The following is a 26,487-nucleotide window of genomic DNA, read 5'->3' as shown; positions in this document are numbered from 1 at the left end:
GTCCGAGGAAGAACCGCGCAGGATTGAACGGTTAGGGCGGCTCGGTCGTCGGCGGCCGCAGGGTCGATGATCTGTGTGTGCCGGTGGAGTTCCTCGCAGATGAGCAGGTTGCGGCGTACGGGCGGTTCGATGGTGAGCCTGTGCGGGCTGAGCTGGAGCGGTTCTTCTTCTTGGATGACGCCGACCGGGAGCTCGTGGGCCGGCACCGGGGCGAGCACTCGCGGCTGGGGTTCGCCGTTCAGCTCGGGACGGTGCGTTTCCTGGGGACGTTCCTGAGCGATCCGCTGGAGGTGCCGTGGGTGGTGGTGGACTACCTCGCGGGCCAGCTGGACGTTGCGGACTCGTCGGTGGTGAAGCGGTACACCGAGCGGCTGCCGACGCAGCATGAGCATGCCCGGGAGATCCGGTCGGTCTACGGCTACCGAGACTTCACCGACCCGCAGGCAGCCGCGGAGCTGCAGGCGTTCCTGGCGAGCCGGGCGTGGACGCAGGCAGAGGGCCCGGTGGCGCTGTTCGGCCAGGCCACCGCGTGGCTGCGCCGTAGCCGGGTCCTCTTGCCGGGAGTGAGTGTTCTGGCTCGTCTGGTGGTCTCCGTGCGCAGCGAGGCCANCGACCGGGTGCACCAGGAGCTCGCCGTCGCGGCTGAGCAGGCCGACCGGCAGCTGGCCGGACGGCTGCGGAATCTCCTCGAGGTGGCGCCGGGTGCCCGGGTGAGCGAGCTGGAGCGGCTGCGGCGGGGGCCGGCGCGGACGTCGGGCCCGGGCTTGGAGCGGGCGTTGGCCCGGGCCGCCGAGGTCATCGTGGTGGGCGCCGGCGAGGTGGACGTGTCGGGAGTGCCGGCGAACCGGCTGGCGATGCTGGCCCGCTACGGCCTGGCGGCCAAGGCGCCGCTGCTGCGTGAGCTCGCCGAGCCGCGGCGTACCGCGACCCTGCTGGCGACGGTGCGCGGTCTGGAAGCGGCGGCGGTCGACGACGCCCTGGATCTGTTCGACGTGCTGATGGCGACCCGGCTGCTCAACCCGGCGCGCCGCGCAGCAGGAACGGCTCGCCGTCCTGCCGAAGCTGGAGAAGGCGTCGGTCACCCTCGCCGGCGCAGCATCCGCGCTGCTGGGCCTGCTGGCCGGCACGGACGGCGAGGCGCTCGACGTCGCCGCAGCCTGGGCGGTCGTGGAGCAGGTCGCGCCGCGGGAACGGGTGCTGGAGGCCGCCGCGCTGGTCGAGGAGCTGGTGCCCGACGACGCCAGCCTGGAGACGGTGATGCGCGCCGAGCTGGCCCGCCGCTATGGCACGGTCCGCCCTTTCCTCCCCCTGCTCGCCGAGGCGCTGCCGCTGGCAGCGACCGGAGACGGCCAGCCGGTCCTGGACGCGGTCCGCCGACTGCCGAATCTGGTCGGCCGACGTCGGATCCGCCCGGACGAGGTCGACGTCGACCTGGTGCCGCCGGTGTGGCGGCGCGCGGCGCTGGCCAACCCGACGTTGCCGGCTGGCACGGTCGACCGCGACGGCTACGTGCTGTGCGTGCTGGAGCAGCTGCATCGGGCGCTGCGCCGGCGCGACGTGTTCGCCTTGCGTTCGCAGCGATGGTCTGACCCGCGGGCCCGGCTGCTCGCCGACGAGGGATGGGACCGGGTCCGCGGCGAGGTGCTCGCCGGTCTCGGCCTGGCCGCCCCGGTCGAGACCCACCTGCGCGAGCTCGCCGGCTCGTTGGACGCCGCGTGGCGCCAGACCGTCGACCGGCTCGCCGAGGCCGGACCGGACAGCCCGGTGCGGGTCGAGCCGGCGGCCGACGGGCGAATGCGCCTGGCCGTGAGCCGGCTGGAGGCGCTCGGTGAACCGGACAGCCTGGTCGCGCTGCGGGCGACGACCGCGGCGATGCTGCCCCGTGTCGATCTGCCCGATCTGCTGCTGGAGGTGCACGCCTGGACTGGGTTCCTCGACGCCTACACCCATCTGGGCGGGTCGGGCAGCCGGATGGAGAACCTGCACATCTCCCTCGCGGCGCTGCTGGTCGCCGAGGCCTGCAACGTCGGGCTGACCCCGGTGACCAAGCCGAGCGAGCCTGCGCTGACCCGTGACCGGCTCTCCCACGTCGACCAGAACTACCTNCGCGCCGACACCCACGCCGCGGCGAACGCGGCGCTGATCACCGCCCAGGCGCGGATCGGGCTTGCCCAGGCGTGGGGCGGTGGACTGGTCGCCTCCGTCGGCGGGCTGCGGTTCGTCGTGCCCGTGCGGACCATCAACGCCGGCCCCAGCCCCCGCTACTTCGGGCTCAAACGCGGCGTGACCTGGCTGAACGCGGTCAACGACCAGGTCGCTGGCATCGGTGCGGTCGTCGTGCCCGGGACTGTGCGCGACTCCCTTTACATCCTGGACACGCTGCTCACCCTCGACGCCGGACCGAAACCGGAGATGGTCGCCACCGACACTGCCAGCTACTCCGACATCGTCTTCGGCCTGTTCCGCCTGCTCGGCTACCGGTTCTCCCCGCGGATCGCGGACCTGTCCGACCAGCGGCTGTGGCGCGCCACCCTGCCCGGCGACGCCGAGGGCGACTACGGGCCGCTGAACGCGATCGCCCGGCACCGAGTCAACCTCGCCCGCATCAGTGATCACTGGCCGGACATGCTGCGGGTCGCTGGTTCCCTGGTCACCAACCAGGTCCGCGCCTACGACCTGCTGCGCATGCTCGGCCGGGATGGACATCCCAGCCCACTCGGGCAGGCCTTCGCCGAGTACGGCCGGATCGCCAAGACCCTGCACCTGCTTGCGCTCGTCGATCCCGTCGACGAGACCTACCGGCGAGCCGTGAACACCCAGCTCACCGTCCAGGAGTCCCGCCACCGNCTGGCCCGGAAGATCTTCCACGGGCAGCGCGGCGAGCTGCGCCAGGCCTACCGGGAAGGTCAGGAAGACCAGCTCGGTGCGCTCGGCCTGGTCCTCAACGCGGTCGTGCTGTGGAACACCCGCTACCTCGACGCCGCCCTCACCACGCTGCGCACCGCCGGCCACGACGTGCACGACCTCGACGTTGCCCGGCTGTCCCCGCTGGCCGACCGGCACATCAACATGCTCGGCCGCTACGCCTTCGCCGCCCCGCCCACCGGCACGGGCCTGCGTCCTCTGCGTGACCCGGGGGGCAAGCACGATCAGGAGGAATCATGACCCAGGATGGCGACCGGCCCGCGGGGCAGGACACGGCGGTGCCCCGGATCGGCCGCCCGACCGGGCGCACACGAACCTTCCACGGCCCGGTGCGGGTCGAGATCGCCAACGAAGACTCCGCCACCCAGGTCATCAGCTTCTACGGCAGCGAGGAGTCCGACCTGCTACACGCCGCCGGCGACTGGATGAACGACCATCTCTACGCAGTGATCCTCGGCTTCGGCTTCGCGGACCTGCGCTATGACGACGACGGCGACAAGCTACCGCCGCAGCTGCGNCTGACGATGACGGTCNACATGTCCTACTACCGCTGATCAACGGCGCCGGGATCGAGCCGCGTGGGCCTGGTCAGGAGGCCGGCTGGTCGATACCGGGCAGCGGCCGCTCCAGCAGCCGGGTACGGAGCGCGAGGCGGTGATAGTCGGGGTTGAGATCGATCCCGACGTAGCGGCGGCCGAGCTGCAGCGCGACCATGCCGGTGGTCGCCGACCCGGAGAACGGGTCGAGCACGACCCCGCCGGGCGGGCAGCCGGTCAGGATCGCCCGCCGCGGGATCTCGGGCGGGAAGACGGCGAAGTGCGCACCGGGGAAGCTGGCGACCGGGATCTGCCAGACGTCGCCCGGATTGCGGCCGGCCTGGTGGGCGGCGAAGTCGCGGTCGGCGGCCGTCACCGACGGCTCGGGGTTGCGGCCGCGACGGCCGGGCACACCCCGCTGCCTGCGCTGGGCCCACTCGGCACCGCCGGTCGGGTCGACCGGTGTCTCCCGGACCGGGTTGAGGTCGAAGTGGTAGCGGGCCGAGCGGGTCACCAGGAACAGCGTCTCGGTGCGCGAGGCGAACCGGTCGGTCACCGACTCCGGTATCGCGTTCGTCTTGGCCCACGTGATCGCGTTGCGGACCGTTCCAGGCCGATCTGGCCGGGCTCGCCATAGTCGCGCAGCCCGAAGTACGGCGGGGAGGTCACCACGCAGTGCACCGAGGCGTCCGGCAGGCCCCGCAGGACCTGCGCCGCCTGACCGACGTAGAGCGTCACCGTGTCGTCGTCGTGGAACGGCGCGACCGGGGCGGCGCTGGCCAGCGCGCGGCGCCGGGCCCGCTGCCGGCACGCCGGCGAGGCGAAACGGCCCGGCCGGCCCGTCGCGTTGCGGACGACCGTCTGGCCGCACTGGCAGGCACAGAGAGTTTCGCGACCGGTCGTCGCGGGTTTCGTGACGTCGGTCGGGGCGGCGCCCAGGTCCATCGGGGTCCTCCGCATGGTTCTGATACCTACCAGTATCAGAACCATCGTAGCCGTTTGGTTCTGATACTGCGGCCGAACGGCGCTACGATCGTCGGCGGAATGGTTCTGATACCGGGACGCGAAGTCGGAAGGACGTGGTTGGTGACGACCAGCGCCGCCGCACCATTCACCGGCCGCGGCCGGCGCGGCGGCGAGCGACCGCCCNACCGGTACGCCGATCTGTTCGCCGCCTACCGGGCAGAGCTCGACCACGTCCGGCTCGCCGAGCACTCCCGGCGCGCCTACGCCTCCCGGGTCGCCGGGTTCCTGCGCTGGCTCGACACCGACGGCGCCGCCGCGGACCCCACCGGCGCCGACCCGCTGTCCGACGCGCACGCCCGGGACTTCGCCGTCCGTGACTACCGGGCCCACCTGCTTGCCGTCGCGAAAAGGCGACCTGCGACCGTCAACGCGCACCTGACCGCGCTCGACCACTTCTTCACCTGGCGCCACCTCGGCCGCGCCGTCGTCGACCGGGCAGACCTGCCCGAGCAGGCCCCCCGCGCCCTGTCCGATGACGAGGCCCGCCGCGTGCTGCGCGCCGCCGAACGGCTGCCCTCGCTGCGCGACCGCACGATCATCGAGCTGCTCTACAACACCGGCGTCCGCTGCGCCGAGCTCGTCGCCCTCGACGTCGACGACGCCCCGGTCACCGCCCGCACCGGCGCCGTCCACGTCCGGGCCGGCAAGGGCCGCGACGGCGGCAAACCCCGCACCATCCCGGCCAACCCCCGCGGCCGCCGGGCACTGAGCGACTGGAAACCGGCCCGGGCCACCTGGCCGAACGCCGACAACGACCCCGCGCTGTTCCTCAACCGCTACGGCCGCCGCCTGTCGACCCGCACCGTCGACCAGGTCGTCGCCGACCTCGGCCGTTCCGTCGGCATCGACGATCTGAGCCCGCACGTCCTGCGGCACACCTTCGCCACCGCCATGCTGCGCCGCGGCGCCGGCCTCGTCCTCGTCGCCGAGCTTTTGGGCCACGCGCGCACTGACACCACCCGCGTTTACACCAAGCCCACGGAGGCCGACCGCGTCCGAGCCGTCGAGCTCCTCCCCGGCGACTCATGAGGCCCGGCCGCGCCAACCCCTTTTAGATCATCACCACCGGCGAGACGCCTCAGATCATCACGGCGATGCACCGCGAGTATCGGCATCCTGATCACCACCGTCTATGAACCCTGCGTGGTGTCCTNCCTCCGTGAGGCCCGCCGGCCAGGAGGCTTCTGGCGTCGGAACAGGAGAATCTGCAGCACCTGGAGCGCTGTCCGACGGCGGGTGCCATCACGGGTGTACACGGCGGTGAGAGCGACCGTCGCGACCAGCAGCAGGTAGAGCAGCGGGAGAAGCCCAGCGCCGGCCAAGAGCCGGGCGTTGAGCAGATCGAAGGGCACGTCGTCTCCGTCAGCGCGTTCCTTCCGCGCTGACGGGGCGGCCATTTTCCGTCACGGCGAAGAGACCGGTCCCGACGATCTTGTTCGATCGCCGGCCGGAGACGGCCCTGGATTTTTTTAGCGCATGTGGACCAGGACAGAACCTCGCGCGTGACGTGCCTTCTCGTGATCTCGGGTCACGTGGCCGGGCGCTGCCCCGGACGAAGGCGCTCAGTGAGCACGCTCATTCTGGCACAGACGCTCCGCGGATCGGATCTCGGCGGCACGCTGCGCGCCGAGGCCCCGATTCGCCGCGCGCGGGACCGGCCGCAACCGCCTGCCAACCGTTCAATCCTGCCCAGTTCTTCCTCGACCCCCGACCTCCCGGGAGCTGATCGAGCAGTCCGTGCGTGGGTGCGCGGCCGCCTTCGTCCTGGAGGCGGCCGCGAACGAACAGGGCGCCCTCAAGACCGCCCGTAAGGGCACCTCACGCTACGAGGTCGTGGTGTCCGGCAAGGCCGCCCACGCGGGGCTGGAACCGGAGAAAGGGGTCAACGCCGCGATCGAGGCCGCGCACCAGATCCTGGCCATCGCCGGCCTCGCAGCCTCGGTGGAGACCACCCACTCCGTCCTGGGCGCGCCGACCATCACGCCCACCCTGCTCTGCGCCGGCAGCACGCTGAACACGGTGCCCGCGCGGGCGAAGGTATCGGTGGACGTGCGGGTGCCGACCCTGGCGACGCAGGACCGGATAGACGATCTCATGNGGGGGCTCACCGCTCAGACGCCCGGCGCCCGGCTGAAGGTACTGGGCGGCAGGAAGCGGCCGCCCATGCAACCGGAATCCTCCGCCGACCTGTTCACCCTCGCCGCCAGAATCGCCGCGGAGCTGGGCCAGGAGCCGCTGCGGGGAGTCGCCGTCGGCGGCGCCTCGGATGGCAACTACACCGCCGGCGCAGGCTGCCCGACGCTGGACGGACTGGGAGCCGTCGGCAGCGGCGCCCATGCGGACACCGAACACGTCGAGGTCGCCCAGATGGCCCCCCCGCGCCCACCTGCTCGCCGAACTGATCGCCCAGACACGGCAACAGACACGGCAGCCGAGACGATCGACCGCGGCGGACGGATCCCACTCCCACCGACAGAGCCGACCATCTGATGATCGTTGACCGGGAGCGGATCGAGAAGGCCCTGCCCGCCTATCGGATCGGGCAGCAGGTGGGATCGGGCGGTTCGGACTGGCCGTGGCCGTGGCCGCGGCATTGCCGCATGCCCATGGCCAAGGGGTGTTGCACCGTGACATCAAGGCCGACAACATTCTGTTCGCCGCCGACGGCACTCTGAATGCGCTCGGGGTGGTGTTGTACCGGCTGCTGGCCGGTGCCCCGCCGTTCGATGCCGTTCGGTCCGAATCAGTCGTGAAGAGGTTGTCTCAGGTGGGGAGTTTCTTCCAGCAGGTGATCGCGGCATAGGCTGAACCGGCCCGTCAGCCGGAGCTGATCCCAGGGAGCCGCCGTGGCCACCGGAGTACTGATCGCCGAGAGCCTGCGGGTGGGAGCGGTCGTCGACGACCTGGCGCTCACCGTTCGGAAGATCCAACGATCGGCATCCGGGAATGCCACCGCCGACCAGCCATCCGTGTGGACGCTGGTCTACTTCGACGTCGCTGACGCCGAGGCCGCGACCCTGGCCGCGCACCTGAGCGAGGTGCTGGAGGTGCCGGGGTGGTACGTGGACCTGCACACCGCCCAGGAAAGCCTCATCGTGTTCTCCGGTCGAGTCTTCCGCTACCGGCGCGGGGATCCGCGGGGGCGTGCCGAGGCCGAGGAGTACGNCCGTGCCCAGGGCGTCCCCGACTCCCAGCTCGACTGGCCAACCTGACCCGAACACCGGTTCCGAGGTGACGTCCGATCCTGGCGGTCGGTGGCATCGTCGTCCTGGCCAGCGGTTCCCTCGGATGGGTCGTGCACAGGGGGCCGTCTCGCCCGCCCGCGGGACCGGGGCGGGCGGGCGCGACGGCCGTGGTGGGTCTTATTGCTCTGCGGGGCGCCGCGGGGGTCAGGCGTTCGGGATCGCGTCGAGGAAACCGTCGGCGACGGTGGGNCAGTCGACCTCACCCAACGCCGCGGCCTCGTCGGCGGTGAGCGCCCGGCGGGTGCCGTCACGGACCTCGAAGATCTCCCCGTCGCTGTTGCGGGTCAGATAGGTGTGCTCGCGGGGCACCGGGCCGAGAGTCATGACGAAACCGAGCGGGGCGTCGATGACGTCCGGCTGACCGAGCGCGGCGTACTCGGCGGCGCTGAGCGGGTGCTCGGCGCCGGCGACGACCTGGTAGACGATCGCGCTGAGAGGATCACGCAGGAAGTAGCTGCCGACAGGCGTCCGGCTCGCGACGGCGTCGAGGAAACCCGCCGGCACGTCGACGTGGGCGGGGCTGCCCAGACTGGTGTACTCGGCCTGGGTCAGGGGGTACTTCGCCGCGCCGAGGATCTGCCAGACGGTGTGCGTCGCCGCGTCCCGCAGGAAGGTGTCGTCGATCGGCACCACGTCGAGAACGTCGACGAGCCGCGCGGGCACGGTGACCGACGACGGCTTTCCCAGCGCGTCCCAGTCCGCGGGGGTGAGCCGGTACTTCGCGTTCCCGGCGATGAGGAAACGGGTGCCGTCACCGGTGGCCACGATCGTGCCGTCCCGCATCAGCTCCGGCATGTCCTCGAGGGTGTCGGCGGGAATGTCGCGCACCTGCGGGGAACCGAGGGCCGCATATTCCGCCGGCTCCAGTTCGAAGGGCACGCCACCCACGATCAGGTTGATGCCGCCGTCGGGCTCACGCACCAGAGAACCGTCCGAGTTCGGCGGCGGGGAACCGGCCGACCCGGCGCTTCTCGCCGCCAGCAGCGTGGGCCGCGGGGCATTGACCGCCTTACGGTAACGAATCGGCGTGTAGGTGCTCAGTTCGCTCCAGGTGTCGAAACCGATCCTTCCCTGGTTGGTGGGTGCCGTCGGGTTCTCGACGGTTTCCCCGGTGTGGTTGAAGGAGTACACGTACGCGCCGGCGGCGTGGTTCGCCTTGTTCTTCCACTTCACGAACAGCTCGATGTGCTCGCTTCGGAGCAGGGCGTCGCCGNGCCTGAGGTCGTGCAGGCTCGACAGGCGGATCTTCCCCGACCAGGAGGCGAAGGTGTACGTCGTGCGGCTGGACGACAGGTGCCAGGCCATGGACACCAGGCCCGAGCAGTCCCGCCGGTACCGGCGCCCCCGCGGGTCAGGTGCCGAGGCCGACTGGGTGTAGGTCACCTTGTGGTTGACCCAGAACTGGGCCCGGNCGAGAATCTCCGACCGCTGGATCTGCCCGTCGACGCTCGACCCGGCCGGGACCGGGTCCCGCGCGAGGATCCCGAGCTGGGCGGCCGAGAATTCCGTGTCCGTCATCTCCGTGTTCCTTTCCGAGGGTGGAGACGTGCAGGTGGGGTGCGTGCACACGTTCACAACTGTCGGGTGCCGGCCGACCGGAGACCGGAATCCTCCGTGACATCAACCCGGAAGCCGGTCACCGCCGTGACGTCGCCGATGTTTCGGCTTCTACCGCTGGCGGCGACCTCGCCTGCGCTCGACACCCAGTTAGGCGCGCAGCGGCAGCGGAAGGTTGTTGTAAGGCAGCCGACAGGAAATGTCGCCGTCCCCCTCGAGGAGAAAAGTTCGCGGAATTTTGTCGCGGGAAAGCACCGAACCACGCTGATCTTCAGTGCGGAAGGCGGTGTGCAGGGGAACGGTGCCACCTGTCTCCTCCGCAGGGACAAATCGGACGCCGAACCCTGTGGAAGAGCCATGGAGACGCTTTCCCGCGCATCCGCCGCCGATGCACGAGCCGCCGCTCCAGGCGGCGGTCCTTTGTCTGCGGCTGCGTCGCAGCCGACGGCGCCTCTCGCGGCTCCGGGCGCGCGCCTGCTCGGTTGTGGTCGCGACCCGTACGTCTCGCCCGACGACGAGAGCGCGGCCTATCGCGCGTGGAACACCGAGCGGGGTCGTCTTCCGGGCCAGGCGACGCTCCGGGTCAGGGATGGCATCACGGTGACCCCGTGGTTCGATTACCTGGCAGTGTCCCCCGACGAACTGGCTTACCTTGTCGAGAGCTCGCCGTGGCGTCTGCGCGCGGTGCAGCGGGACGGGGCCGACTATCTCGCGGTGCTGGATCTGGCCGGCTGACCCGCCACCCCCGACGGCCCACAGCTGCGGCTGTCTTCGGCTGCCTTCAGACCTCCGCCGGACATCCCGGGATGTGGGTACCAGCCCAGGTCGGAGAACGACCGCAGCGTTCCGCTGGCGACGAGCCAGCGGAAGGCCTGCTGGTCGACCTGCGGGCGTTCCCGGCGACCGACCTGACGGCCGTTGCCTCTTTCTGCCGTATCTCGGTGGCCCCGGTAAGGCCGGGCACGGTCACGGCCCGATGTGGACGTACGGCGCCCAGACCAGGGGTGATCGGCTGTCGTCCCGGTCGCGCAGGCGGCGCACCGCCTGGTGGAGCAGTGCCGCGAGGTCGCGGGTCTGCCCGGCGTCGGCCAGCGCCTGGTAGACGTCCTGGCCGACCTGCGGGGCCACCGCATCGTAGATCGGCCACAGGGTGGCGATGACGTGCCGGAAGCCGGCGGTCTGCAGGGAGGAGGCGAGGTGGATCGCCTCGTCGGGCAGCGTGGCACCTCCCGATGCGGTGGCGCACGCGGACAGAAAGGCCAGTTCGGCGTCGACGGCGCCGAGGNGGGCCACGTCGAGAACGGTGAGGGGTTCGTCGTGGAGCAGGACCGCGTTGCGGGAGGGCTCGTCGAGATCCTGCTGTCCGTGGCAGGCGAAGTGCACCCACGCGTGGCGGCCGAGCTCGTCGAGGATGTGTCGGCGGGTGGCCCTGGGCCCTGGGCCCGGTGACGACGGTGGCGCGGGAGCCGAAGAGCCGGACGAGGGTGTCGGTTTCGCCGGCGACCTCGAGGCCGGGTGCGCCAGGGGTCTGGGGCATGGCCACGACGAGCAGCCGGCGTTGGGCTGGCAGTGCCCGGCCGCGGGCGGTGATCAGGTCGCGCAGGGTGGGAGTGTAGGAGGACACGACCTGGTCCACGGCGGATTCCTGCGTGCCTGGACGGATCGCGGCGTGCAGCGGGAGAAACGACAGCAGCCCGGTGGGGCACCACCAGATCCGGCGGACCGGACCCACCGCGGCGAGCACCGGACCCGTGACGGCCGTCCANAGCCATTCCAGCACGCCGGTGACGCTCTGATGGGTGCGCACGAGCGCGGCCAGGTTCGCGGGAGGATCGTCGAAGGTGCTGAACAGGTCGTCGGCGACGGCCGCACGTGTCCAGCGGACGCCCGCTTCGAGGTCCGCGGGGTCGCCGGCCTCGTCGTAGCGGTAGTAGTAGCTCAGCCCCAGGACCGACAGCGCCCTGGGCTGCGGATCGGTGGACTCCTCGACGGCCCGCCGCAGGACCTCGATGGATTCGTCCAGCGCGCCCAGCGTCCCGGAGGCGTCGTACAGAGCGCACAGGGCGCAGCCGAGAGTGGTCAGGATGTACAGCCCCAGGCTGTCGCTCGGGGGCAGGAGGTCCACCGCACGCCGGGAGGCGGACACCGCCTCGGCGGCGGCGTCGGCATCACCGGTCAGCGTGCATCGTTGTTTGCAGGACGAGGCTGAGCAGGTCGTACGGGACTGCCCGCCGGGCGGGGTCGGCGTCATGCACGCCGTGGACCGCCGACGCGCGCACCACCGCCAGCGCCTCGGCGTTGTCCGACAGCGACCCGCGAGCGGACGCACGGGCGTGCAGGGCGATACCCAGGGAAAGCAGCGCATACAGGTGCTGGGGGGCGGCTGCGGGCCACGCGGCGACGGCGAGCCGGGCGCAGGCGGCGCGCTCGTCGAGATCCCGGTCCTGCGCCAGGGGCACGGCCAGCCGCTGGTCGACGAAGATCGACGACACCGCGGTGATGTAGGTGAAGATGTCGCCGTCGGGGTCGACTGCGGCGAGGGCCGAGCGCGCCGCCTCGGCGAACGCGATGCCGGCCGCGGGAGTGTCGTCGAGGTCCGCCACGGCCTTGAGTGCACGCACGAGGACTAGCGGGCCCTGTCCAGGATCTCGTGGTCCGCGGGAGCGGACTCCAGCGTGGCGCGCAGCCGCGCGACGGCGGTGTCCAGGTCCGGCCGGTTTCCCGCGCGGGCCCCCCGCGTGCTCAGATGCTCGCTGAACAGCACCGAGGCCGTGACCCGGCGCGGGGAGTCCGGCGGCGTCAGGCGTCGCGCGGTCTGTATCGCCGCCATCGCCCGGTCGAGCAGCGCCACGTCCGCCTCCGCGTCCGCACGCTGGTAGGTGAGCCACCACACCCCGGAGAGGTTGAAGAACAGCTCGACGAAGTAGTCCCGTCGTTCACCGTCTCCGGCGAAGTCCAGTGCCACCGGCTCGCCCGCGACGGCGGCGTCGACGACGTCGAACCCGGTCTGCAGCCCGTACGGCAGCGCGTCGGGATCCTGCGCGCGCACCAGGCCGCCCAGGCGGACGGCAGCCGCCAGCTCCTCGTGGGCCGTCGATGCGTCGAGGTGGTGGTGGGCCCTGCGTGGCGTCCCCGGCGTCCTGCCCGGGGTCTGCCGGGCGGCTTCCGGCTGCGCGGTGCCTGAGCCGATCCGCCTCGGCCACGGCGTGNGGCGAGAGCAGTGCGTCGTCGTCACCCGCCTCGTAGGCCTTGATCCGGGCCCACAGTGCGGCACCTGGCCTCTCCGTCACGGCGGCTCCCCCAACCCGCTACTTTCCTGCACTGAATGTACAAGGTTGGACTCGGACCGTGGCGCTTTGTGCTACATCACAGGGCCATGACCGAGGAGAACTTCGACATCCTGCTGGATGCGTCGAGAGCACCCGGGGACCTCCCGGACGACGTGGCGGTGCTCGACCTGCCGCCGGGATGCCGGGCCNTCGACGCCGCGGACGCGCTGGAGTCGCTGTTTGCGACCGACCGCGCCGTGCAGGAGGTCGCCGTCGGTGTCGACGGGCGGATCGTCGGGGTCGCCACCCGGGCGTACCTCGGTGGGCTCCGCGCGAGGGTGCCGCGGTCGGTGGGGGACGGCGACGGAGCCACCCTGCCGGGGGCGTCGCTGCGCTACGAGATCCTCCGCTACCGCTGCCCCACCTGCGGAGCGCTGCGACGACGAATCCACGTCGATGAGCGGTCGGCTCCCGTGTGCCCGAACGGCCACGGCGTGCTGGAACGGCAACGGTGAGCCTCGAAGCGGCAGCCCGGCCGGCCCTGGCGGGAGGCCGGTTCTTCCTGGTCGACTACCTGCCGACGTATGCGGCCGCACTGTTCGTGTTGACGCTGAGCTGGGCCGGCGCCCCCGCAGGCGCCCCGGACTTCGGCCAGGCGTGGCGGACCGCCGCCGATCTGGGCGCGGGCGAGGCCCTGGTCGTCGCGCTCGGCGTCACCCTGGGCGCGGTCCTCGGCCGTCCGCTGCAACTCGCCGTCGTATGAACCCTACGGGCTCGACGCCGTCGTCGCCTGGCCGCGGCTGTATCCGGTCCTCGGCGAGACGACCCGCCTGATCGTGAGCGACCGGCGCAACACGCTCGACGCAGCGGCCCGGCTGTCCGTGACGATGGCAGCCACGGCCGTGGTGGCCGCCGTCCTGCTGCTGCCGTCCTCGAGCTGGTGGGCCTGCCTGGCCCTGATACCGCTCACGATCGCCCGCGTCGCCTACCTCGGTGCCGTCCGGGCGGCGCTCGCCTACGGCGAGTGCGTGTGCACCGCCTTNGACCTGCACCGCTTCGACATGCTGACGGCCCTTCACGTCCCGCTTCCGGGCACCCCCGAGGCCGAACGCGCCCTCAACCGTCAGCTCTGCTCAGCCTGGCGCCAGGGCACCCTGACCACGACGCCCTACGACGACCCGCAGCGGCTGGACNGTCGGGACCGGCCACCGCACGGCGCGGCCTGACCGTCGCGGCCTGCGNCACCCGGCTGACCAGCGTCACCCTACTCGACAATGCAAGGTACCTGGCTTAGTCTGTCCTCATGGCGCCGACGCATGATCCCCAGTTGCTCAAGGGCGTCCTGTCGCTGCTGCTGCTGCGGCTGCTCGCCGAACGGGAGTCCTACGGCTACGAGGTCGTCCAGCGGCTGCGTGAGCTCGGGCTGACCGACATCAGCGAGGGCAGCGTCTATCCCGCGCTGGCCCGGCTGGAACGCGAGGGTCGGCTCCACGGGCGGCTGGTCGCCTCCCGCTCCGGCCCGGCCCGCAAGTACTACCGGCCGACCCCGGCCGGGGACCAGGCGTTGGCGCAGGGCACCGAGAGCTGGCTGTCGCTGGCCGCGGTGGTCCACCCCGTCCTGGTCCGGCGCCTTCCCGATCCGCCCACCGCCGATCCCGCCACCGCCGGCCCGCCCAGGGCCACCCCGCCCACCGTCACCCCGCCCACCGCCACGGAGGACACCGGACGATGACCACCTCGCTGAGCACCCTCGACCGGCTGCGGATCGAACGCGCCGTGTGGACGATGGACACCAGGCTGCAGGACCTGCCGCGCCGATCCCGGGCCGCGCGGCGTCGGGAACTACGCGACAACCTCCACGCCGCGGCCGCGGACGTCGGCGCCCGCCAGGCCGTGCGCCAGCTCGGGGACCTGCGCGTCCTCGCCGCCGGTTACCTCACCGCCGAGTACGGCGAGCTGGCGCGGCGCCCGTCCTGGGCGGCGGCCGCCTTCGCGATCTTCGCCGTCGAGGCCGTCATGATGCTGGTCGACTATGTCGCCAGGAGCGCCTTCGACGCCGGGATCACCGCGACCCCCGAGGCCACCGGCACCTTTCGCTGGGCCGGCGTTCCCTACCTGACCAGCGACGCCACCTTCACCTACCACCACGGAACGCACACCTCGGTCGGTGGGGCGTGGACGCCGCTGGTCTACGTGCTCATGTTCGTCGGGGCTTTCGTCGCCGGGCGGATGTGGCGGCTGCTCTCCGCCTCGCGGCGCCAGCGCCGCCGCACCCCCCTGGCTGTCGGCACCCCAGGCGCCGTCGACGGGAAAGCAGACGGCGGCCGAATCTGACGTCGGGCCCGGATACGCGGCTCGACATTCCTCCCCGCGCCGAGGGGGCTGGCACCACACCGCACGACATGCGCAGAATCAGCACAGGCGCGAAAGCGAGCCCAGGACCAGGACGTCGAACTAGCGTTCGACACGACGGGGGTGCGTGTGCTGTGCTGGTGGCTGTGGAGCAGGATGTGCGGTGGNGGATCAACGTCGCCTGGGACGGCGAGCATCGCTACCTCGCCGACGCGCTCGACTGGCGCCTGACCGACGATCCGCGCGAGGCACAGACCTGGCCGACCCGGCTGCAGGCCGTCCGCGAGGCGAACGCGTTCGCGCGGGCCCGGGCCTGGCGCATCGAATACGGCGGCGCCGTGATCGCCCCNGTGCCGTCCACCGGCACGCCGGATCCGACGGTGCGGTATCTGTCCCCGGAGGCCTCGCCGTAGGGTGGACATCGTGAATGCGATGGCGCTCTCCCCTCCCGTCGCGTAAAGGCGGGCCGCAGCGGAAAACCGTCGTGCCGGAGGAGGACCTCCGGCGCGATGGTCGTGCTGCCCGCACACGGGACGACACGACCATTTCCCGAGGCGGAGAGCGCACCATGTCGAATGCTGTTGACGTCCTGCCCGTCAGGCGGGGCCTGATGTATCTCGCGTGTGCCGGGGCCACCTGGAGCACCACCGGAGCGGCGGTGGACCTTGTCTACCGATCCAGCGACCTGGGACCGGTGGCGGTGTCTTTCTGGCGGTTCCTCGGCGGCCTGGTCCTGCTGCTCATGGCGCGAGCCGTGCGACCGTCGCGATCGGCGAACCGAGTCCCCGCGAGCACCCAGTTCCGCCGCCCGCCGCTGCTCCTACGCGCGGGGACGGCAGCGGGGCTCGCCGTGTTTCAGACCGCCTACTTCGGGGCTGTCGCGATGACCGGCCTCGCGGTGAGCACGATCGTCTCGCTCGGAGCCGGGCCGGTGCTCACCGCCATCGGCGCTCGGTGGGCCTTGGACGAGCGGCTGGGACGCGGCGGGGTTCTGGCGATCACCGGAGCGGTGAGCGGCCTGACGGTGCTCGTCCTGGGTGATCAGGGCGCGGCCGTGAGGCCGGGCGGGGTCGGTCTGGCAGTGCTGTCCGCCGCGGGATACGCCACAGCCACGCTGCTGGCGCGGGGCGCGGGGCGCGCTGGCCGGGGCGAGGACCCCGCCGTCGTGACAGCGTGGTCCTTCGGCATCGCCGCCGTGTGTCTGCTGCCCCTGGCGGTGCCGGCGGGACTGCTGCCGCACACCACGCAGCTCGGCCGTCTCCTGGTGATTGCGGCATACGTGGCCGCCGTACCGACCGCGCTGGCCTATCCGCTCTACTTCGCGGGCGTCACGGTCGTGCGCGCTGCCACCGCATCAACGATCATGCTGATCGAGCCGGTGGGTGCCGCCGTGCTCGCGGTCGTGGTGCTCGGGGAGCAGCTCACGGCGGNGATGCTGGTCGGGGCCGTGCTGCTGCTGTTTCCCATGATCCTTCTGGCGAGGGTGGAGGCGCGGCTCGCGGGTGGGACCGTCGTCTCCTGATCCGGCGTCTCCTGATCCGGCACCGCGGGTGGGGTGCGAGGCGGACGGCCTCGCCTCCCACCCGGCATCGGCCGGTCCGCCACCGTCCNCAGCGGACCTCGGTGAACGCCGCGNACGCGTCAGCCTTCGAGGAAGACGATGTGTTCCGGGGGGACGGTCAGGGTGACCTTCTCCTGCCCGGTGGCGGGATCGGTCCGCACCCGGACCAGGGTGTCCAGGGCGGTGGCCTGTCCCGCGGGGACGGTGAACAGCCTGTCGTCGCCGGCGGCGAGGAAATCCGCGAAACCGGCCAGATCGACCCCGCCGGTCTCGTCGAGGGTCAGATATTCCNCCAACCGGCGGAACAGCTTCGGCAGGATGACCAGATCGTCGGTGAGCTGCTCGCGGGAGGTCACGGTGAAGCCGGACGTGGTGGCGTCGAGCTTCCAGATGCCGCTCGCCGCACGGCGCACCGCCGCGGTGGTCGCGGCGAGATCGGCGCGCAGGTCGACGTACAGCTTGGAATAGAACGTCGGGTACACCCAGCCGGCGGCCAGCAGCCGGTGGTTGACCGACCGGTGCAGCCCGTCGACGTCGAGGAACACCGCCGCGCCGTCGGTCTGCCCCGCCGGCGGCGCGCCGGCGAAGGCCACCGCCACCGCCCGGCCGTACTTGTCGGCGAAACGGGTCAGGATGTACCCGTCGGCCTGGGTGGGGGTGGCGGCGGTGACGGTGCCGCGGGCATCGCGGGTGACCTCGGTGAAACCCAGTTCGTGCAGCAGGGCGTCGGCGGCACCCCGGCCGAACTCGGCACGCTGATGCCATTCCCGGCCGTGCGGCGGGGTGTAGTGCGTCTCCAGTGCGTCGATGGCGTCCAGGCGAAGCTGCACTCCACCCGCCCGGTTGGCCTTCACCGTGATGCCCGCCCGGCGGAAAGCCTGCGGATTGTGCGGGTAGAAGCGGACCGAGTCGCCGTCCGGGGAGGCGCCCACCACCCGGAAGGTTCCGGTGATCAAAGTCAAAGGCATGGATCACACGTTCCCCTGCGGCACAGGCGGAATGCGGATCGTCACCGTGAATGTCCGATGANCCCTTGCCGTCGTGCGCGATGATTCGCCGTCACGGGCGTCACCGCCGCAGCCGTCACGCCCGGCGCTGCTATGGTTGTCGCCGTCGGAGTTACCTGAGGGAGATGACGGTCCTATGGGTGCGGTGAGCGTGTTTCGCGATGCCCCCATCCGGGTCACCGACTGAGGCGGTCTGCGCACCGCCGTGGCCCGGACCACCCACACCTCGTCCGGAGTCGCACATCATGCCAGGCACCATCTCCCGACCGCGCAGCATTCTCGTCCTCGGTGGCACCCGCTTCGTGGGCCGAGCCCTCGTCGAGGCCGCGCTGGCCGACGGCCACCAGGTGACCCTGTTCCACCGCGGTCAGACCAATCCCGGGCTGTTCGCCGCGGCCGAGACCGTCCTCGGGGACCGCACCCGTACCCGTGACCTGTCCGCTCTCGCCGAGCGCCGTTTCGACATCGTCATCGACGTCGCGGGCTACGACCCGCAGGTCGTGCGGCGCGCCGTCGAGGCGCTGCACGGCCGGGCCGCCCACTACGTCTTCATCTCCTCGGTGTCGGTCCTCGCCGACCAGGACACTGCGCAGAACGAGGACGGCGACCTGCTGGAACTCGGCGACGGCACGCCGCCCGAGAAGCTCTACGGGGCGCGCAAGGCGGCCTGCGAGCGCCTGGTCCGCGACGCCTTCGGGGCGCGGGCGCTCATCGTCCGTCCCGGCATGATCGTCGGACCGCATGATCCGACGGACCGCTTCGCCTACTGGCCACGCCGGTTCGCCCGCGGCGGGCGCATCCTGCTGCCCGGGGGCCCGACGGACCTCGCGCAGTTCATCGACGTGCGGGACCTGGCGAGCTGGACCCTGCGCTCGGCGGCGGCGGGCCTGGGCGGAGTGTTCAACGTGACCGGCCGGCCGCTGGCGTTCGCCGCGTTCTTCCAGGCCTGCCAGGCCCTCGCCGGCGCGACGGGCACGCCGGCCTGGGTGCCGAGCGATCGGCTGATCATCGCCGGGGTCAACCCGTGGATGGGGATTCCGCTGTGGATCGCCGTCCCCGGGTGCGCCGCCATCAACCAGATCGACGTGTCGCGGGCGATCGCCGCCGGNCTGACGATCCGCCCGCTCGCGCAGACCCTGGCGGACACGCTCGCGTGGGACACCGCCCGCGGTGGCCCGGCGCCGGGCGACGAAGGGCTCAGCGAGCCGGAGGAACGCCGGCTCCTGGGTGAGCTGGTGGGCTGACCCGCCCGGCAAGGAGAGCCGGTCGCCCCCCGCCTGACGACCGCCACCGGGCGGGGGGCGTCGGCTGTCGGCCGTCGGTGCTGCGTCAGGAACGGCGGCGGCGCGGCGGAGCCGTGCGCTCGCGGGCCCAGTCGTACCAGGACGCCGGCAGGTCGGGGGCGCCCAGCACCGCCGTGGCCAGCGCCGCGTCGTGCCCGTGGTAGGCGCGGGCGAGCGCGCTGACCCCGACCGCCGTCGGCGCACCCGGCGTGACGTCGATGGCGTCGCCGGCGCCCAGCTCCCCCTCGGTGAGCACCCGCAGGTAGATCCCCGGCCGCCCGGCGGCGGCGAACCGCCTCGGCAGGCTGCGATCGGCGAAGCGGATCCCGAGCTTGAAGCACGGGATGCGCGGCTGGGCGACCTGCAGCCGCGCCGACCCGATCGACCACACCTCGCCGACGACGACCCCGGCCGCGTCCAGCCCGGCGATGGTCAGGTTCTCCCCGAACGCCCCCACCGGCACGTCGCGGCCCAACTCCCCCGCCCACCAGGCGAGATCCTCCCGGGTGTAGGCGTAGACGGCCTTGTCCGGACCGCCGTGGTTGACCAGGTCGGCCTGCCGGTCGCCGTCGAGATTGTGCCGGCGCACCGAGACCCGCCCGGCCACCGGCTCCTTCCAGATCGCCGTCATCACCTCGCCGCCGTCGCCGGTGCCGTCACCGCCGGTGCCGCGGGGGACGGCACGGGGTAGACCCACGTTGACCGACACCACCCGTGGGCCTCGCACCCCACCGATCGGGCCGTGCACACCACTCATCCCAGCCTCCCGACCCCGCCCCCCGCGGAACTTTCCACCAGGGCGTTTCTACGTCGCCGCAGGCACCGGCACATCCCGCCCGCCGTCGCCACCCGCACCCCGCACCCTGCGACCTGCAAGCGACACCGGTCACCCCGGGCAGAGCTATACGGTGGAAATCGTTACCACAAGGACGGACAGTGACGAGGCCGCACGGTCGGATCCGGGCCATCGCGACGAAGGGCGAACAAGCCGTGACCAGCTTCGAGGACGCCGCCGCCCTCAGCCGCGCCGAGAGCGGCCTCGCCGTCATCTCCACGCTGCGCGACGATGGCGGCATCCAGGCATCCGTCGTCAACATCGCCTTCATGCGCCATCCGCTGACCGACATCGAGGTCGTCGCGTTCGTGACGTACGGCGCGGTCAAGCTCGCCCACCTGCGGGCCCGCCCGCAGGCCAGCGCCACCGTGCGCTCGGGCTGGCGGTGGGCCACCGTCGAGGGCGTCGCGGAGATCATCGGCCCCGACGACCCGCGCCCGGGGGTCGACGCCGTGCGGCTGCGGCTGCTGCTGCGCGAGGTCTTCCTCGCCGCCGGCGGCACCCACGACGACTGGCACACCTACGACCGGGTGATGGCCGAACAGCGCCGCACCGCGGTGTTCCTCACCCCCACCCGCATCTACGGCCCCTGACCCGCAGGTGCTGACCGTGCGCTCTGCTCGATCCGGGTCGCGGGGACACTCGGATTGCAGGTTCGCGTCGTCGCGAGCGCGATGCGCACGGCCGGGGTGAGCGAGCCGTTGACCCTCGCGCAGGCGAAGTCGTGGCGGGCGATGACCGTCGAACCGCCGGCCTGGATGATCGCTCTGCTCGTCGACGCGGCGACCCGCCGCAGTCGCCGGGAGCATCGTCGAGCCACGCAGCGGCGCCGCAGTCGCCAGGCCGGACGGGCGGTGGGCTCCGTCGACACGGAACCGGAACCAGGTCGGGACGATGCGTGTGTATCCGTTCGGTCTGCCCTGTTCCCTGCCGGTAGGGTGACCGTCTGATGGCATGAGCGTGAGGGGGCTGAGCGTGAGGGGGCAGGGCGATGGCGGACCCAGGTGCTGACACGGGCTCGACGGGCACGACGCTGCGGACGGATCTGCCGCACCCGGCGCGGATGTATGACTACTACCTCGGCGGCAAGGACAACTTCCCGGCCGACCGGGAGGCCGCCGAGCTGGCGATCGCCGCGTTTCCGAACGCGCGGGTGACCGCCCGGGAGAACCGGGCCTTCATGACGCGGGCGACGCGTTACCTGGCCACGGAGGCAGGGATCAGCCAGTTCCTGGACGTCGGGACGGGGATTCCGACGTCGCCGAACCTGCACGAGGTGGCCCAGAGCATCGTCGCCGAGGCCCGCGTCGTCTACGCCGACAACGATCCGATCGTGCTCGCCCACGCCCGCGCCCTGCTCACCGGCACGCCGCAGGGCCAGACCGCCTACATCGACGCCGACATCCGCGACCCGGCCGCGATCCTCGACTCGCCCGAGCTGCGCGAAACCCTGGACCTGGCCCGGCCGGTCGCCCTGTCCCTCGTCGCGATCCTCCACTTCGTTGCCGACGAGGAGGATCCCCACGCGATCGTGCGTCGCCTCGTCGAGGCGTTGCCGTCGGGGAGCTATCTGGTCCTCACCCACGGGACCGCGGATTTCGACCCGGAAGCCGAGGAGTTCGCGGCCGCCTACCGCAAGCGNGGTCTGCCGTTCCAGCTCCGCACCCACACCCAGGTGGAACGCCTGTTCGACGGACTGGAGCTGATCGAACCGGGCCTGCTCCTCGCGCACCACTGGCGGCCCGACGACGACCGGTCCACCACGCTGCGCGACGCGCAGGTCGGCATCTACGGCGGGGTCGCCCGGAAAGCGTGATCGGGGACTGTTCGCCACTCGTCATGATGACGACGTAGCGCTCCGATGGCCACGACGTCGCGATCGGGGAGCCGTTCTTTCCGGACCCGATTCGGACCCGATCCGGTCCCGATCGCACCGCCGACAACCTGGCGCCCCGCGCCCGCCAGGCGACCNGCGACGGCATTATTGACCGCGTGTATACACCCGATGTAGACATGGGGGTGTGACAGTCCCCATGGCCCTGCTGGGCCTGCTCGAGCGAGAGCCGAGCCACGGCTATGACCTCAAACGCGACTACGACGCCTACTTCGGCCGCGGCAAGCCCCTGCCGTTCGGCCAGGTCTACGCCACCCTGGGCCGCCTGGCCCGGGACGGAAAAGTCCTCGTCGGCGAGGCCGAGCCCGGCGCCGGGCCCGACCGCAAGCGTTACGTGATCACCGAGCAGGGGGTCAGCGAGGTCGAGGCGTGGCTGCACGAGCCCGTCGCACCCGAGCCCCACCTGCAGACGGTGCTGTTCGTCAAGGTCGTGCTGGCCCTGATGTCGGGGCGCTCCGCCGAGGGCTACCTGGACCGCCAACGCGCCGCCCACCTGCAGCGGATGCGCGAGCTGACCGCGCTGAAACGGACCGGCGGCCTCGTCGACGCGCTGCTGGCCGACCACGGACTGTTCCATCTGGAGGCCGATCTGCGCTGGCTCGAGCTGACCGCGGCCCGCCTCGACGCGCTCGCCGCGGCGGTGCGCGCATGACCGCCGAGACGGCCCAGACCGCTGGGACGGCCCAGACCGCTGGGTCCGCTGGGACCGCCGCCCGGGCGCGATCCGACGCGGCCGGAGCGTTGATCGAGGCACGGGACGTGACGTTGGCGTTCGGGCCGACGCCGGCGCTGCGCGGCGCCAGCGTCACGGTGCGGGCCGGGGAGATCCTGGCCGTCATGGGGCCCAGCGGCTCGGGCAAGTCGACGCTGCTGCACTGCCTGGCCGGCATTCTCCTCCCCGACAGCGGCGAGATCCTCCTCGACGGGCGCCGGGTGGACACGATGCGCGAGAACGCCCGCAGCGCGCTGCGCCGCGACCGCTTCGGGTTCGTGTTCCAGTTCGGCCAGCTCGTCCCCGAACTCAGCGCCGAGGAGAACGTCGCGCTGCCGCTGCTGCTGCGCGGCATCCCCCGCGCCGAGGCGCTGGCCCGCGCCCGGACCTGGTTCACCCGCCTCGAGCTCGGCGCAACCCGGACCCGGCGCTGCGGTGAACTCTCCGGNGGGCAGGCGCAACGCGTCGCACTCGCCCGCGCCCTGGTCGCCCGCCCCCAGGTCCTGTTCGCCGACGAGCCGACGGGCGCGCTGGACTCCCTGACCGGCGAACACGTCATGGACCTGCTGGTCGCCGCCGCCCGCGAGCAGGGCACGACCGTCATCCTCGTCACCCACGAGCCGCGCGTGGCCGCCTACGCCGACCGCGAGATCATCGTGCGCGACGGCACGGTCACCTCCTACGACCTCGCCCCGGTCCCGCCCGCGCCGGTTGCGTCGTGATCCGACTCGGTCTGCGCCTGGCCCTGCGCGGCGGCCGGGAGGCGGCCGTGCGCCTCGCCCTCATCGCCGGCGCCGTCGCCCTCGGCGCCGCCCTGCTGCTGGCCACCCTCGCCGGGATCAACGCCGTCGACACCCAGAACGCCCGCTACGCCTGGCTCGCGACCGGCACCGCGTCGAACGAGGCGACACTGCCGGCCGGCCGTGCGGCCGATCCGCTGTGGTGGCTGCTCAGCGTCGACGAGTTCCACGGCAGGCAGATCGGCCGGATCGACCTCGCCCCCACCGGCGCGCACCCACCGCTGCCCCCGGGCCTGACCCGCCTGCCCGGGCCGGGCCAGTTCTACGCCTCCCCGGCGCTGGCCACGCTGCTGCGCACCACCCCGCCCGCCGAACTCGCCGCCCGCTACCCGGGTCGGCAGATCGGCACCCTCGGCCCCGCGGCGCTGCCAGCCCCGGACTCGTTGATCCTCGTCGTCGGCCGCCGCGCCGACCAGCTCGCGCGGACACCGCAGGCCACCCAGGTCACCGCCATCGCCACCACACCGCCCAGCGGCTGCAGCGGGCAGTGCCTCGACGTCGGCATCAACGCGAACGGCATCGACCTCGTCCTGTCCGTCGTCACCGCCGCGCTGCTGTTCCCGGTCCTGATCTTCATCGGCACCGCGACGCGGCTGTCCGCGGCCCGCCGCGAACAGCGCTTCGCCGCGATGCGCCTGGTCGGCGCGACCCCGCGGCAGATCTCGGTGATCGCGGCGGTCGAGTCGAGCGTCGCCGCGGTCGGTGGCGTCGCCGCCGGGTTCGGGCTGTTCGCCCTGCTGCGCCCGGCGCTCGCGCCGATCCCCTTCACCGGGGAACGGTTCTACACCGCCGACCTGTCGTTGAACCTGGCCGACATCCTGCTGGTCGCGTTCGGCGTGCCGATCGCCGCCGCGGCGGCGGCCCGCCTGGCGCTGCGCCGGGTGACCCTCTCCCCGCTCGGCGTCACCCGGCAGGTGACCCCCCGCCCCCCACGGGCCTGGCGGATCCTGCCCCTGCTGGCCGGTCTGGGCGAACTCGTGTGGTTCGTCCACGCCGGCCAGCCCGCCAGCACCGCCGGTCAGGTCCAGGCCTACCTGTCCGGGATCCTGCTGACCATGATCGGGCTGATCGTCGTCGGGCCGTGGCTGATTCACGCCGGGGCCCGCCTGGCAGCCCGGCGCGCCCAGCGGCCCGCCGTGCTCATCGCCGGGCGTCGCCTCGCCGACAACCCGCAGGCGGGCTTCCGCGCCGTCGCCGGTCTCGCCCTGGCCCTGTTCGTCACCAGCGTCGCCGTCGGGATCATCACCACGATCAACGCCTACGGCACCACCGGCACGCGCGACCACGTCGCCGCGCGTGGCCCGGCGCAACGCCACACCCTCATCGACCGCTTCACCACCTACACCCCCGCAGGACCGCAGGACATCGCCTCGATCCCGGCCTCCCTGCTGCGCGATCTGCGCCGGGTCCCCGGCGTGCGCGGCGTGACCGTGATCCATCGGCCTCCCGGCGCGGGGCGCGTCGACCCGCTGATCGGCGTCGTCTCCTGCGCCGAGCTGTCCGGCACCCCGGCGCTCGGCCGCTGCGCGGCCGGCTCGGACACGGCCACCCTCAGCACCGACTTCGAGGCCAGGTTCGGCGACCACGCCGGGATGGTCCGGCCGGCGGCCCTGTCCCCCGACGGTCTGCGCCACCTTCCGGTCCAGTCCCTCGCCGTGGACACCGACGGGCCGGCGGCGGTCGAGCGGGCCCGCACCGTGCTCGACCTCGCCTACCCCTCCGCCTACCTGTCCGTCACCATCGCCGAGGACCTCGACCGCGGCAGGCGGCTGACCACCGCCTACCAGCAGTTGGCGAACGTCGTGATCCTCACCAGCCTGCCGATCGCCGGGTGCAGCCTGGCGGTCAGCGTGGTGGNCGGGCTCAACGACCGCAGACGACCCTTCAGCCTGCTACGGCTCGCCGGCGCCCCCCTCGGGATGCTGCGCCGCGTCATCCTGCTGGAAAGCGCGCTGCCGCTGCTGGTCCTCACCGTCGTGTCGATCGGCACCGGATTCCTCGCCGCCGGCCTGTTCCTACGCTCCCAGCTCCACGAGACGCTCCGGCCACCCGCGGGCGAGTACGATCTCATCGTCCTCGCCGGCCTGCTCGCCGCGCTCGCGGTCCTCGCCGCCACGTTCCCCCTGCTGCGCCGCATCACCGGACCCGAGGCCGCCCGCAGCGACTGACCGGCACCGCGCACGCCGTTTCGCCACGATGCCAGCCCCCTTCTGTCGTGCCAGAAGGGGGGGCGGTGGGCGTCGATCACTGCCGACGATCGACAACTTCGCGCCTGTGGGTATTGTTTTCGTTACTGTCGGGAGCGTCTGGTGCGGCNGCGCCGTCGACGTGCTCGGTGCCCCGCTGGTCCACCCCTCAGCCAGGGATGGTGCCGTTCGCGACTTCAAGCGCCACCTGAAGGCCGAGCGTCGCAAGCCGACCACGGTCAACAACCACCTNGCCGCGCTCGCCGACTTCTACGAGCGTCCTTCGCCGCGCACTCCACTTTCCTTCGGGGTGCATGAGGTGGGTGGTCAGACCTGGGTGGTCAGTGANGTGAAGGCGCGGGCGTAGTCGGTGACCGTCGCGCCGCCGGCCAGCACGACGCGGTTGTCGATGACGATGTAGGGCACGCCGGTCGCACCTCGGTCGAGTGCTTCTTCGCGGTCGCGTGCCACCTCGGCCTTGAAGCGGTTGCCGGACAGCACGTCCGACACGTCGTCGGCGTCCANGCCGCCGGCCACGGCCGNCCTGGTGAGCTCCGCGGGATCGAACGGGTTGATGGTTCCGCCGAAATAGCCTTGCTGGAGCTGGGCGAACCAGGACGCTTCCAGCCCGTGGGTCTTGGCGAGCTGCAGGACGCGCAGGACATCGTGTGTGTTGGAAGCAAGTCGGTCCGTCGTGAACGGCAGGCCCACGTCGTTCGCGAGGCCGGCGACCCGCCTCTCGGCAGCGATGGCGTCGTCGATGGTGCCGCCGTGCTTCTTCACGAAGATCTCCGGGATGGAGATCGTCGTGGTCCTGGAACCCGGGTCCAGCTCGAACGCGTGAAGTCTCAGGTCCAACGTGGCGTTCAGGTTCGCCTGCTCGAACCCGAGCTCCAGGCGACGACGCCCCACGTAGCCCCACGGGCATCCGAGGTCGGTCCACATGTCGGCGCGCACAGTTCTCATATCGCTCCCTGCCTATGTGGGGAACTTCCCCCACATAGGAAGCTACCACGAAGTGGGGAAGATCGTCCACTTAGGTTAGGATGGGCGCGTGACTACCGGCGGCAGCAGCCCGAGCAAGCCGTTGCGGGCCGACGCGGAACGCAACCGGTCCGCCATCCTGGCTGCCGCGGCGCGGCTGCTGGCCAAGAACGGCCTGTCGGTGTCACTGGACGACGTGGCCGCGGAGGCCGGAGTCGGAAGCGCGACCATCTACCGGCGCTTCAGCAGCAGAGACGAGCTCGCGTCGGACGTCCTCGGGCAACAGATGGCCGAGTACGTCGCCNGGACCGAAGC

At 72.0% G+C, this 26,487-nt stretch carries 21 protein-coding genes and 14 pseudogenes; 24 read left to right on the top strand and 11 right to left on the bottom strand.

All coding sequences use genetic code 11. From position 1 onward, the window contains the following. Nucleotides 1-77: 77 nt before the first annotated feature. From FF86_RS37450 to FF86_RS37435, 4 genes and pseudogenes are all read left to right on the top strand, one after another. A pseudogene (locus FF86_RS37450) lies at nt 78-609 on the top strand (DUF4158 domain-containing protein); the annotation flags it as partial. Between the two features lies 1 nt (nt 610). Continuing rightward, nucleotides 611-2,105, top strand: a pseudogene (locus FF86_RS37445) (Tn3 family transposase); the annotation flags it as partial. Between the two features lies 1 nt (nt 2,106). Then, a pseudogene (locus FF86_RS37440) lies at nt 2,107-2,846 on the top strand (Tn3 family transposase); the annotation flags it as partial. Nucleotide 2,847: 1 nt separating this feature from the next. Beyond that, nucleotides 2,848-3,165, top strand: a 318-nt coding sequence (locus FF86_RS37435; protein ID WP_242417929.1) for a transposase, incomplete at its 5' end; no start/stop codon positions are given. Nucleotides 3,166-3,513: 348 nt separating this feature from the next. Here FF86_RS37435 and FF86_RS37430 read toward each other — a convergent pair. Further along, nucleotides 3,514-4,017, bottom strand: a complete 504-nt coding sequence (locus FF86_RS37430; RefSeq protein ID WP_052680899.1) for a site-specific DNA-methyltransferase — start codon at nt 4,015-4,017, stop codon at nt 3,514-3,516. Further along, nucleotides 4,014-4,406 (bottom strand): DNA modification methylase, encoded by a 393-nt coding sequence (locus FF86_RS37425; protein ID WP_044883179.1) that lies wholly within the window; start codon nt 4,404-4,406, stop codon nt 4,014-4,016. Before FF86_RS37425 ends, FF86_RS37430 begins: the two co-directional genes overlap by 4 nt. A gap of 219 nt (nt 4,407-4,625) precedes the next feature. On the opposite strand from FF86_RS37425, the gene FF86_RS64640 reads away from it, so the two are divergent. After that, nucleotides 4,626-5,516 (top strand): tyrosine-type recombinase/integrase, encoded by an 891-nt coding sequence (locus FF86_RS64640; RefSeq protein ID WP_396229728.1) that lies wholly within the window; start codon nt 4,626-4,628, stop codon nt 5,514-5,516. 125 nt (nt 5,517-5,641) lie between these two features. Here the strand turns inward: FF86_RS64640 and FF86_RS35195 are convergent. Continuing rightward, nucleotides 5,642-5,839 (bottom strand): annotated as a pseudogene (locus FF86_RS35195) (hypothetical protein); the annotation flags it as partial. Between the two features lie 385 nt (nt 5,840-6,224). On the opposite strand from FF86_RS35195, the pseudogene FF86_RS64635 reads away from it, so the two are divergent. The 4 genes and pseudogenes from FF86_RS64635 to FF86_RS34065 all read left to right on the top strand — a co-directional run. Continuing rightward, nucleotides 6,225-6,584, top strand: a pseudogene (locus FF86_RS64635) (peptidase dimerization domain-containing protein); the annotation flags it as partial. Between the two features lie 66 nt (nt 6,585-6,650). Beyond that, entirely contained in the window at nt 6,651-6,977 is a 327-nt protein-coding gene (locus tag FF86_RS64630) for a hypothetical protein (protein ID WP_396229727.1), read from the top strand. 85 nt (nt 6,978-7,062) lie between these two features. Next, on the top strand, nt 7,063-7,290 hold the full coding sequence (locus FF86_RS37420) for a hypothetical protein (protein WP_044883182.1): 228 nt from the start codon (nt 7,063-7,065) through the stop codon (nt 7,288-7,290). A 2,356-nt stretch (nt 7,291-9,646) separates the two neighbouring features. Continuing rightward, nucleotides 9,647-10,024 (top strand): hypothetical protein, encoded by a 378-nt coding sequence (locus FF86_RS34065; RefSeq protein WP_157866916.1) that lies wholly within the window; start codon nt 9,647-9,649, stop codon nt 10,022-10,024. A gap of 231 nt (nt 10,025-10,255) precedes the next feature. Here FF86_RS34065 and FF86_RS64625 read toward each other — a convergent pair. From FF86_RS64625 to FF86_RS37415, 4 genes and pseudogenes are all read right to left on the bottom strand, one after another. Continuing rightward, nucleotides 10,256-10,574: pseudogene (locus FF86_RS64625) on the bottom strand (CHAT domain-containing protein); the annotation flags it as partial. A gap of 1 nt (nt 10,575) precedes the next feature. Then, the coding region (locus FF86_RS64620; RefSeq protein ID WP_396229726.1) for a CHAT domain-containing protein at nt 10,576-10,813 on the bottom strand (238 nt) is incomplete at its 3' end. Beyond that, nucleotides 10,746-11,054, bottom strand: a pseudogene (locus FF86_RS64615) (CHAT domain-containing protein); the annotation flags it as partial. The pseudogene FF86_RS64615 and the gene FF86_RS64620, both read right to left, overlap by 68 nt. A 403-nt stretch (nt 11,055-11,457) precedes the next feature. Beyond that, nucleotides 11,458-11,910 carry a hypothetical protein gene (locus FF86_RS37415; protein WP_044883186.1) on the bottom strand — a complete coding sequence of 151 codons (453 nt, stop codon included), beginning with the start codon at nt 11,908-11,910 and terminating at the stop codon, nt 11,458-11,460. A 1,159-nt stretch (nt 11,911-13,069) separates the two neighbouring features. On the opposite strand from FF86_RS37415, the gene FF86_RS00720 reads away from it, so the two are divergent. The 6 genes and pseudogenes from FF86_RS00720 to FF86_RS00685 all read left to right on the top strand — a co-directional run. Continuing rightward, the gene (locus FF86_RS00720; RefSeq protein WP_044883189.1) at nt 13,070-13,321 is read left to right on the top strand and encodes a hypothetical protein; all 252 of its coding nucleotides are present in this window, start codon (nt 13,070-13,072) and stop codon (nt 13,319-13,321) included. Nucleotides 13,322-13,861: 540 nt separating this feature from the next. Then, nucleotides 13,862-14,290 (top strand): PadR family transcriptional regulator, encoded by a 429-nt coding sequence (locus FF86_RS00710; RefSeq protein ID WP_044883191.1) that lies wholly within the window; start codon nt 13,862-13,864, stop codon nt 14,288-14,290. Continuing rightward, a complete protein-coding gene (locus FF86_RS00705) occupies nt 14,287-14,892 on the top strand; it encodes a hypothetical protein (protein WP_044883192.1) in 606 nt (201 codons plus the stop codon). The genes FF86_RS00710 and FF86_RS00705 overlap by 4 nt, the downstream gene beginning before the upstream one ends. A gap of 445 nt (nt 14,893-15,337) precedes the next feature. Then, nucleotides 15,338-16,340 (top strand): annotated as a pseudogene (locus FF86_RS00695) (DMT family transporter); the annotation flags it as partial. Between the two features lies 1 nt (nt 16,341). Beyond that, nucleotides 16,342-16,432 (top strand): hypothetical protein (locus FF86_RS61650; protein ID WP_255355671.1); only part of this gene is annotated, 91 nt, incomplete at its 5' end. A gap of 1,207 nt (nt 16,433-17,639) precedes the next feature. Beyond that, nucleotides 17,640-18,586 (top strand): annotated as a pseudogene (locus FF86_RS00685) (NAD-dependent epimerase/dehydratase family protein); the annotation flags it as partial. Between the two features lie 221 nt (nt 18,587-18,807). Here FF86_RS00685 and FF86_RS00680 read toward each other — a convergent pair. Continuing rightward, the gene (locus FF86_RS00680; RefSeq protein WP_044883197.1) at nt 18,808-19,518 is read right to left on the bottom strand and encodes an MOSC domain-containing protein; all 711 of its coding nucleotides are present in this window, start codon (nt 19,516-19,518) and stop codon (nt 18,808-18,810) included. Between the two features lie 233 nt (nt 19,519-19,751). Between FF86_RS00680 and FF86_RS00675 the strand changes: the two genes are divergently transcribed. Then, complete coding sequence (locus FF86_RS00675) at nt 19,752-20,189, top strand: TIGR03618 family F420-dependent PPOX class oxidoreductase (protein WP_011604801.1); 438 nt, start codon at nt 19,752-19,754, stop codon at nt 20,187-20,189. On the opposite strand, the gene FF86_RS33010 is transcribed toward FF86_RS00675, so the two are convergent. Continuing rightward, nucleotides 20,177-20,467: a hypothetical protein gene (locus FF86_RS33010; protein WP_128423245.1), complete on the bottom strand. Its 291-nt coding sequence runs from the start codon at nt 20,465-20,467 to the stop codon at nt 20,177-20,179. The genes FF86_RS00675 and FF86_RS33010 overlap by 13 nt on opposite strands. A 120-nt stretch (nt 20,468-20,587) precedes the next feature. Here FF86_RS33010 and FF86_RS00665 point away from each other — a divergent pair. The 7 genes and pseudogenes from FF86_RS00665 to FF86_RS63880 all read left to right on the top strand — a co-directional run. Then, nucleotides 20,588-21,237: pseudogene (locus FF86_RS00665) on the top strand (SAM-dependent methyltransferase); the annotation flags it as partial. Between the two features lies 1 nt (nt 21,238). Continuing rightward, on the top strand, nt 21,239-21,412 hold a 174-nt coding region (locus tag FF86_RS37410), incomplete at its 5' end, for an SAM-dependent methyltransferase (RefSeq protein ID WP_242417976.1). 205 nt (nt 21,413-21,617) lie between these two features. After that, a complete protein-coding gene (locus FF86_RS00660) occupies nt 21,618-22,142 on the top strand; it encodes a PadR family transcriptional regulator (protein ID WP_044883200.1) in 525 nt (174 codons plus the stop codon). Further along, nucleotides 22,139-22,650 (top strand): annotated as a pseudogene (locus FF86_RS37405) (ABC transporter ATP-binding protein); the annotation flags it as partial. The gene FF86_RS00660 and the pseudogene FF86_RS37405, both read left to right, overlap by 4 nt. A 1-nt stretch (nt 22,651) precedes the next feature. Further along, on the top strand, nt 22,652-22,924 hold a 273-nt coding region (locus FF86_RS37400), incomplete at its 5' end, for an ATP-binding cassette domain-containing protein (protein WP_242417928.1). After that, a pseudogene (locus FF86_RS63885) lies at nt 22,921-24,859 on the top strand (FtsX-like permease family protein); the annotation flags it as partial. The gene FF86_RS37400 and the pseudogene FF86_RS63885, both read left to right, overlap by 4 nt. 1 nt (nt 24,860) lies before the next feature. Next, nucleotides 24,861-25,170, top strand: a 310-nt coding sequence (locus FF86_RS63880) for an FtsX-like permease family protein (RefSeq protein ID WP_313954286.1), incomplete at its 5' end; no start/stop codon positions are given. A 367-nt stretch (nt 25,171-25,537) separates the two neighbouring features. Here FF86_RS63880 and FF86_RS64610 read toward each other — a convergent pair. Both FF86_RS64610 and FF86_RS00640 read right to left on the bottom strand, forming a co-directional pair. Then, nucleotides 25,538-25,712 (bottom strand): annotated as a pseudogene (locus FF86_RS64610) (DsbA family protein); the annotation flags it as partial. Between the two features lie 19 nt (nt 25,713-25,731). Then, nucleotides 25,732-26,154 (bottom strand): DsbA family protein (locus FF86_RS00640; RefSeq protein ID WP_242417927.1); only part of this gene is annotated, 423 nt, incomplete at its 3' end. Nucleotides 26,155-26,242: 88 nt separating this feature from the next. On the opposite strand from FF86_RS00640, the pseudogene FF86_RS61645 reads away from it, so the two are divergent. Continuing rightward, nucleotides 26,243-26,476: pseudogene (locus FF86_RS61645) on the top strand (TetR/AcrR family transcriptional regulator); the annotation flags it as partial. Between the last annotated feature and the right edge of the window lie 11 nt (nt 26,477-26,487).

Origin of the sequence: Frankia sp. CpI1-P (assembly GCF_001421075.1) — a bacterium.
GTDB classification, from domain to species: Bacteria; Actinomycetota; Actinomycetes; order Frankiales; family Frankiaceae; genus Frankia; species Frankia torreyi.
Note: the sequence above shows the minus strand (reverse complement) of the source record. Positions and strands in the feature narration are given on the sequence as shown.